Origin of the sequence: Bacillus sp. 196mf, from assembly GCF_003217275.1 — a bacterium.
In the GTDB taxonomy this organism is placed as follows: Bacteria; Bacillota; Bacilli; order Bacillales; family Bacillaceae_G; genus Bacillus_A; species Bacillus_A thuringiensis_S.
Genome location: NZ_QJTG01000020.1, coordinates 88,537 through 97,082 on the forward strand (window position 1 = coordinate 88,537; position 8,546 = coordinate 97,082).

Below are 8,546 nucleotides of genomic sequence, written 5' to 3' on the forward strand. Positions count from 1 at the left end.
AATTAAGGGGAGATTATAAGTATGTTAGCAAATCAAATTAATGAAAGATCATTGTTATTGCATAAAGAATTAGTAGGGAAAATTGAAATTACAAGTAAAGTGGAAGTAAATTCAGCGGATGATTTAAGCCTGACGTATACACCAGGTGTAGCGGAGTCTTGTAAAGCAATTGCGGCAGATGAAGAAACGGTGTATGACTATACAGCACGTGGTAATATGGTGGCAGTTGTTTCAGATGGAACAGCGGTACTTGGTTTAGGAAACATTGGACCGAAAGCGGCTATGCCTGTTATGGAAGGAAAAAGTATTTTATTTAAGAAATTTGCGAATGTAGATGCTTTCCCATTATGTTTAGGCACAACGGATGTAGATGAAATCGTTACCCTTGTAAAAAATTTAGAGCCTACATTTGCAGGGATTAATTTAGAAGATATTGCAGCACCACGTTGTTTTGAAATTGAAAAACGATTAAAAGAAGAAACGAATATTCCTGTATTCCATGATGATCAACATGGAACAGCTATTGTCGTTTTAGCAGCTGTTATTAATGCATTAAAAGTTGTTAGCAAACAAATGGATAATGTGAAAATCGTTATTAACGGTGCGGGTTCGGCAGGAATTGCAATTGGAAAATTATTATTAAAGGCTGGTACAAAGCACATTACGCTAGTTAGCCTAGAAGGTATTGTTTGTGAAGGTGAAACATGGATGAACGAAGCACAAATTGAAGTTTCAAAAAAGACAAATCGTGAACATGTGCGTGGAACGTTAAAAGAAGCGATTCACCAAGCTGATATTTTTATTGGCGTATCTGCTCCTAACGTATTAACGAAAGAACTTGTACAGACGATGAATGAGAAAGCAATTGTGTTTGCAATGGCGAATCCAATTCCAGAAATCTTCCCTGAGGATGCATTAGAGGCTGGGGCAGCTGTAGTAGGAACTGGGCGCTCGGATTATGCGAATCAAGTAAATAATGTATTGGCGTTTCCCGGAATATTCCGCGGTGCGTTAGATGTGCGCGCAACTGATATTACAGAAGAGATGAAATTAGCGGCAGCATATGGGATCGCTAACATCATTACTGACGAAGAACGTAATGCGAATTATGTAATCCCGAATCCATTAGATAAAAGAGTTGTTCCAAGTGTTGCAGAAGCAGTAGCGAAAGCAGCTATTGATTCGGGCGTGGCGCAAATTACGAAAATACCAAGTTATTAATAGCTAAAAGCAGTGCCTAAAAGGCACTGCTTTTTTGAGATAAGAAATCAAAATAATGAAGAAGTGTAGAATTATTTATGTTTCTTCACTATTTATTTAATTCCATTGCAACTTGTTTACCATTCACTAAAACCTCAGTTACTGCTACGATTACTTCTATCATTTTTTTCATCTCTCATCTCTCCTCGTTTCATTTCTTACTTTAAGTATAAGAGAAGAGAGATAATTCAACTATCGAAGTACATGCCGTAGAAATTACATTGTTGTAAGAAAGTGGTTTATTTTTGTCACTTTACTCAGCAGTGATTACAAACTGATCATAATATTTTTCATTCACATATATATTTAATAACCATAATCCAGATGAAGGTAGTGACATAGTGAGAGGGAGTTCGTTTGCAGTAGAATCGATTGTATTTGAAGTGGTCCAAGTTTGTTTGGAAGTTTCTTTTTGAAAGAGTACTGGTGTCGGAGTTACAGATCCTTGTTTTAGCGCAATAATAGACAATTTTCCAGTTGGTATTTCAGAATCTAGAAAGTACCACATTATTTCATTTTGTTCATTCGCGATAATAGGACTATCAGCCATTGCGATTTTTCCTTCGATGCCTTTTAAAGGTATTTTTCCGTCTATGAATGAGGGGGCTTCTTCCCAATTTACATCTTTTAAAACACTAAGATGAAAGAAGGAAGGTGCGTTCACTTGATTGGATGACGTTGCGACAGCTTCAGTTTTAGATGCTTTTGAATCAGGTTGTGCTGGTGTGCATCCAGTGATGAGGAAGGAGAGAAGTAGCATAGTTCCGATTTTTTTCATGGTGCCACACTCCTAGTTTTTATTGTTAGTGTAATTGTATTTGCTAGAAGGCGGGACAATTCCTTTAAAGTATAAAAAGAGGTCGTAAGTTTTGTACGACCTCTTTTGACATTTTTTATCCCGTAAAAGCCCGATTGGTGTAGGTTAATAATCAGTGGGAGATAGCCCCACTAATTAAAGTTTCACTTTATACTTGTTCAGTTGTATAGGTTGGTTCGGTTTCTTTTTGAGGCATCGTCAAAAAAATAACGGACAGAACGATACATACGCCGCCTAATAATTGATATGTTCCAAAAGATTCATTTAGCCAAGTAATTGAAACGATGGCAGCTACAAGGGGTTCAATGCTAGATAAAATGCTTGTTTCTGTTGCTGCTAAATATTTAAGACTACCGATATATAGAAGGAAAGAAAGGGTACCACTAATAATGATAAGGATAAGCATAGAAAAAGTTTTTAGTGTAAGGGTTTGTGAAAAGTGATTCCACCCGAATGAACGATTATAAATAAGTAGTGCAATTCCTCCGATTAACATCCCCCAACCAATTACTACAGTTGTCCCACATTCTTTAATGAGAGAAGCCGGATGAAGGGTATAAAATGCAAATCCAATTGCTGTTAATAGTCCAAAAATAATAGCTTCTTTAGATAAAACAACATTTTCAATTGAGCCATTTGTAATAATAAAGTATGTTCCTATTAGCGCGGCTATAATTGCGAATAGTTGCATGGAAGCAGGGAATTTTCTTTGTTCAAATGCAACATACATGGTTATAAGAACAGGACCTAGAAATTGAAATAGTGTTGCTGTGACCGCGTTACTAATATGAACTGTTTCGATAAAGGCGTATTGCGCACCAAGCATGCCGAGAATAGAGAAAATAATAAGTTGTATAAAATATCTAGGGTGTTTCCAAATTTGAAATATGTTTTGTTTCTTTATAAGTAAGAAAGACAAAATAAATATTCCTGCGAGCAACAATCGAATTGTTAAAAAATCAATTGAGGATACATTAGTATGTTGAAATAGCCACTGAATCATTGGACCAGATAATCCCCATAATGTAGCCCCTGTAATAATCATAATGAGTCCGATACGTCTACCATTGTTCATTATCATGTTTCTCCTCTCCAGTATTTGATTTTTTATGTGTGACATGATAAAAGGAATTATATATAACTTCTGGTACTGTAAAAAGTATCAGATTTTATTTTTATTAAGGGGTCAGATATTATGTTAGAATTAACGCCTAATTTAAATATGAATAGTAAAAAGGCATTGTATGTGCAATTGTATGAGTATATAAAAAAAGAAATTAAAGATGGATCGATTGTCCCTTTTACGAAATTACCGGCTAAGCGAAAGTTAGCGATACATTTACAAGTAAGTAAAAATACAGTAGAGGCAGCGTACGAACAATTACTTGCAGAAGGTTATATTGAGTCGATATCGAGAAAAGGTTATTTTGTATGCAAGATTGAGCAAATGGTTCATATAGAGGATAGCGGAGAGAGAATAGAAGAAGTACTGTTTCAGGAGAAGAGTTATAAATTTGACTTTACACAAACAGGAATTGATACAAATGCTTTTCCATTCAATATGTATCGGAAAATTGTAAATGAAATATGGCAGCCGCATAATAACGAACTTCTCTTTCTAGGACACCCTCAAGGGGAAGCGAGCTTAAGAGAAGAGATTACGAATTATTTGTATGAATCTAGAGGTGTACGTTGTTCAGCTAGTCAAATTATATTAGGAGCGGGAACACAAATATTAGTGAAACTATTGTTTCAATTGTTAAAGGGAAGCAATTATGCAGTTGAAAACCCAGGGTATCATAGAAAGATGGTTGTTTTTGAAAAGGGGGAAGCAAGAGTCCAAATGTTATCTTTAGATAGAGATGGAATTTGTATTGCAGATTTAGAAAATAGCAATGCGAATGTTGTATTTGTTACACCTTCCCATCAGTTTCCATATGGAATGATTATGCCTATTACGAGAAGGATGCAGCTTTTACAATGGGCAAAGAAAGAAGAGAGCAGGTATATTATTGAAGATGATTACGATAGTGAATTTCGCTATTCTGGAAAGCCTATACCGGCGTTGCAAGGGTTAGATACAGAGGGGAAAGTTATTTATATGGGGACACTATCTAAAGCATTATTGCCATCGCTACGGATGAGCTATATGGTGTTGCCGAAGAAATTAATTAAAAAGTATCAACAGCAATATTTATTTTATACACAAAGTGTTTCAAGAATGGACCAAGAAGTGATTAGAAGATTTTTAAATGAAGGCTATTGGGAAAAACATATTCATAAAATGCGTGTCGTCTACCGAAAGAAGAGAGATCGACTTGTTTTTGAAATAGAGAAGTATTTCTCTAATCGTGTTGAAGTGATAGGAGAAGATTCGGGATTACACATTTTATTAAAAGTGCATAATGGAATGCGGGAAGAAGAATTAATTCAAGAAGCTGCGAAACATAGTATCAAAATATATCCTGTGTCTACGTACTATAAAGACGGTACGGCGCCTGAGAGTGTAGTTTTACTTGGGTTTGCGATATTATCAGAGGAAGAAATTGCGAAAGCGATTCAATTATTACACACGGCATGGTTTACAAGAAAGTAAAAAACATCCTCCAAACATGAGGATGTTTTTTATTATTTATTTTCATCTAAGAATAAGACCATATGCTCTTCGTCCCAATATTGTCCGTTATATTTTAATGAACGTTCTTGTACACCGAATGTTTTAAAACCTAATGATTCATAAAGTTTTTTCGCTCCATCGTTTCCAACAACAACATCAAGCATAACTTGTTCTACTTCTAAAGATTTAGCAAGCTCAAGACATTCTTTAATAAGTGCTTTTCCTGCTCCAAGTCCGCGTGCTTTTGGAGATACATATACAGAACCGATTTTAGCTTTATGTTCTTGTTTTACATATGGTTTCGTTTCCAGTGTTGCAACCCCGATTAATTTTCCATCTTTAAATGCACCTAGCGTATAGTTTTCATCTTGTGCTAATTTTTGTGCTTTATATTCAATCGCACACTCTTTATTAATAATATCTTCATAAGAAGAGCTGAATGCTTCAGGGTTTTGCTTTAATCCTTCTACGCGAAGTTCTAAGTAAATTTCTGCTTCGTCTTTTGTTAATACATGGATATCCAATTATATCACCCTCCAAATCTTTGCAAATGTACCTTTATTTTATATTGAAATAAGAATAATTTCAAAAGCTTAGCTTATATGAACTGTTTTTATGAACAAAATAACACCAGTAGTGTTTACTACTACTGGTGTTTTCACACGCATATTATTCAAAAGGTAGCTCGATTATAAAGTTTGTTCCCGCTCCTAATTGGCTTGTTACTAGAATAGAACCGTTATGCAATTCTACAATTTCCTTTGCAACAGCTAGCCCGATACCTTTTCCGCCTGTAGCTCGTGTTCTAGATTTATCGACACGATAAAAGCGGTCAAAAATATGCGGGATATCTGCTTCAGGAATACCTTCACCTTCATCTTGTACACTTATTGTAAAAGAATCTGTTTTCATGAGTACACGTATCGTAATAGATGTGTTTTCTGGCGAATGTTGATAAGCGTTGTGTAATAAATTTAACATAACTTGTTCCATACGTCTTTCGTCTATGCAAACTTCTAAATCATCTTTGCAATATACATGAAGCTGCATTTGCTTATTTGTTAATGTTGTTTTTGTTTTTTCTACCATTCGTTCTAAAAATGGCTGAAGAAGTACTTTTTGTTTTTTTATAACAAATTGGTGTTGTTCTAATTGTACAAGCATAAATAAATCTTGGACGAGATCGGTTACACTATCCGTTTCATCCTCAATGATTTGTAAGTATTCTTCTCGCTCCTCTTTTGTTAAAGAGTCTCTCTTTGCTACCTTTGCATAACCTTTCATATAGGTCAATGGAGTTAATAGTTCATGAGCGACACTAGCGAGAAATTCATTGCGCTCTTTTTTCATATACGTAAGTTCACTCGATAAATCTTCAATTGTTTTTGCTAAACTACCGAGTTCATCATTTCGTTTAATACCTAATTGAATTGGCTTGTTTAATTTTGACATTTTTTCTGTCGCTCTTTTCATTTTTACAAGTGGTTCTGTAATAACGCGTGAAAAAACAAAGACAGAAATTGTTGTTAAAATAATTGTTAAAACGCTAATGATAAGAAATTGGTTCATGAGTTTAAGTAACATATTTTCTAGGAAAGATGTTTTTAATAACATATATAGCTTTCCTTGAAACTTTGTTGTGTTAAGTGGGCTTACTGTTGTGATGAACTTTGATTTTTTCCAGTTCCTTTCAACGACTAAGCCGCCATCTGGGACAGTTTCTGTTTTACAAGTAAGTTGTTTTTGCATGTCTTTTGTTACGGGTTCTGAGGTGGAAATAATTTTGCCGTTATGGTCAGTAATAATGATAGCTATATCGGAGTTAGAAATTGATTCCGATTCAACTAAGTGTGCAGCCTCATTCGTAATATCGAACTCAGGGTACACAGGACGTTTAGGATTTTTATTATGTTCAGCGTGTTTCATTTCTTTATAATATTCATCCCGTCTCTCGCGGCTTTTAATTTTTTTACTATAGCGATTACCTTTCTCTAAAAGAGCATCTGTTTCCTCTACAATACGCATTTTTGAAAGGCTTTTATAAAAAGATACGAAAGCAATTGTTTCAATACATAAAGCTAATATTAAAAAGTATGTCCCAATTTTAAGGGAAAGTTTACTCATTTTTTCACCATACCTTATTCGTAATAAAGAGTCAGTGGTATACGATTTCCCACTGACCGAAGTAATTATTCACTTTTCCATTTATATCCGACTTTATAGACCGTTTCTAGGTAATCTTCAATCGGAAATCCTTTTTTGCGTAGTTTATCACGGATATTACGAATGTGTGAGTCAATTGTTCTATATTCGATATCTGTTTCATAGCCCCAAATTTTTTCGATTAAATCATCTCGGCTATAAGCACGGTTTGTATTTTGCAAAAATAGCCCGAGTAACGAAAATTCGATAGGAGTTAGCGAGATTTTTTCATCATAAACTGTGACAGTATGTTTCGTTTTATCCCACTCAATACCATTGAAACTAACAAAGCCATCTTTTTTTGTACGGCGTAATATAGCCTCGATTCGTGCGACTAATACATGCTCATCAAATGGTTTTGTAATATAATCATCTGCGCCCATCGTGAGGCCTTTCACCATATCGTAGTTTTGGTTGCGAGCTGTTAACATAATGATAGGAACGTTGGAAATTTGACGAATTTGATAGCAAGTATCCCATCCATCCATATTTGGCATCATAACATCTAATAAAATAATATCGAATTCTTTTTGTTCGATTAATTTTAGTGCTTCAAGGCCAGAGGTAGCTTTCATACAAAAATAGCCGCGAGGGCTTAAGAACAGATCTAATAATCGTAACATACGTTCTTCATCGTCTACTAATAAAATTTTTACCATAATCTTGTGCACCCCAAACTGTTCATTCTACTTGTATAGTTTACATGAAAATAATAAAAAACTCTTTTTATGTGATTGAATGGAGGGCTGATTTTTTCGCTCAGAGTAATTGACATAAAAAATGCACTAGTTTTGCACAACTATTTTTTATAATAGAAAACGTAGCGACACAAAATACCCTATGTTGCGACATAACGTCATGTCATTTTATTTATAAAATGACAATTCCATTCTATTGTGTATGTGAGATAGAGAGGGTTTTCGTATTCACCTCGCATCGGATAAGAAAAATTTCCTATCTCACACTTTTTTTAAAAGGAGATCATACACATGAATTCAAAAGAAGAAATTTCAAAAAAAGAAAAGCAAGATCGTAATACGGTTGTAATGTGTGTTGCCGTATCTATGGTTATTATTATAAGTTGCGTAAATAAAATTTTGGGGATTTTATAATATAAAAAAAAGCTGATTGCTTCTTAAGAAGCAATCAGCTTTTTTCGTTGTTAGGGGGGAGGCGTGAAACAACTCGCTAATGTGTTAACTCCCCTGACGTTAATCGTCCGTTAGGTCGAAACGTTAGAAACCCCCACTTCAAGCTTTGCTAAGTGGGGGAGTGTTCATATGATAAACCAAGGTAAAATTGCTAATCCAGAAGTTATAATTGCTGTAGTAAATATTAAAAGCATAGCTCGTTTGTTTTGTTTCATGTCACATTCTCCTTTACATATCAAGTACATGCGATCAGTGTGAGATGTGGTTCCCCACTGAGTAAAGTGTCACTTTATATTTTTAGTATAATGAATGGAAAGGTTTGGTACGAGCGATAAAGGTGACATGAAGATTACATTGTTGTAATGAAAAAAGCATCTTTCTTAATAAAAAGATGCTTTTGGAAAACTATATAAGTTGAATTTAAGCTTTACAATTGAACGCACAATCGATTAATCACTTTTTCAGGTGTGCGATTTAACTCCTGGATAAAAGCCTGTAC

8 protein-coding genes are annotated in these 8,546 nt (G+C 34.7%); 3 read left to right on the forward strand and 5 right to left on the reverse strand.

Annotated elements, in window-relative coordinates; genetic code table 11:
* Positions 1-21: 21 nt before the first annotated feature.
* Positions 22-1,221 (forward strand): NAD(P)-dependent malic enzyme, encoded by a 1,200-nt coding sequence (locus ATL10_RS22815; RefSeq protein WP_000880783.1) that lies wholly within the window; start codon positions 22-24, stop codon positions 1,219-1,221.
* Between the two features lie 292 nt (positions 1,222-1,513).
* Here ATL10_RS22815 and ATL10_RS22820 read toward each other — a convergent pair whose 3' ends face one another.
* Both ATL10_RS22820 and ATL10_RS22825 read right to left on the reverse strand, forming a co-directional pair.
* Positions 1,514-2,038 carry a DUF4871 domain-containing protein gene (locus tag ATL10_RS22820; protein ID WP_000719680.1) on the reverse strand — a complete coding sequence of 175 codons (525 nt, stop codon included), beginning with the start codon at positions 2,036-2,038 and terminating at the stop codon, positions 1,514-1,516.
* Between the two features lie 187 nt (positions 2,039-2,225).
* Complete coding sequence (locus ATL10_RS22825) at positions 2,226-3,152, reverse strand: DMT family transporter (RefSeq protein WP_001059049.1); 927 nt, start codon at positions 3,150-3,152, stop codon at positions 2,226-2,228.
* Positions 3,153-3,272: 120 nt separating this feature from the next.
* Between ATL10_RS22825 and pdxR the strand changes: the two genes are divergently transcribed.
* A complete protein-coding gene (gene pdxR / locus ATL10_RS22830; RefSeq protein WP_000891880.1) occupies positions 3,273-4,673 on the forward strand; it encodes a MocR-like pyridoxine biosynthesis transcription factor PdxR in 1,401 nt (466 codons plus the stop codon).
* 32 nt (positions 4,674-4,705) lie between these two features.
* Here pdxR and ATL10_RS22835 read toward each other — a convergent pair whose 3' ends face one another.
* From ATL10_RS22835 to ATL10_RS22845, 3 genes are all read right to left on the reverse strand, one after another.
* Positions 4,706-5,218, reverse strand: a complete 513-nt coding sequence (locus ATL10_RS22835; RefSeq protein WP_000351212.1) for a GNAT family N-acetyltransferase — start codon at positions 5,216-5,218, stop codon at positions 4,706-4,708.
* 145 nt (positions 5,219-5,363) lie between these two features.
* The gene (locus tag ATL10_RS22840; RefSeq protein WP_110497564.1) at positions 5,364-6,818 is read right to left on the reverse strand and encodes a HAMP domain-containing sensor histidine kinase; all 1,455 of its coding nucleotides are present in this window, start codon (positions 6,816-6,818) and stop codon (positions 5,364-5,366) included.
* 65 nt (positions 6,819-6,883) lie between these two features.
* Positions 6,884-7,555, reverse strand: a complete 672-nt coding sequence (locus tag ATL10_RS22845) for a response regulator transcription factor (RefSeq protein WP_000238956.1) — start codon at positions 7,553-7,555, stop codon at positions 6,884-6,886.
* Between the two features lie 330 nt (positions 7,556-7,885).
* On the opposite strand from ATL10_RS22845, the gene ATL10_RS31955 reads away from it, so the two are divergent.
* Positions 7,886-8,008 (forward strand): hypothetical protein, encoded by a 123-nt coding sequence (locus ATL10_RS31955; RefSeq protein ID WP_001085006.1) that lies wholly within the window; start codon positions 7,886-7,888, stop codon positions 8,006-8,008.
* Positions 8,009-8,546 lie beyond the last annotated feature (538 nt).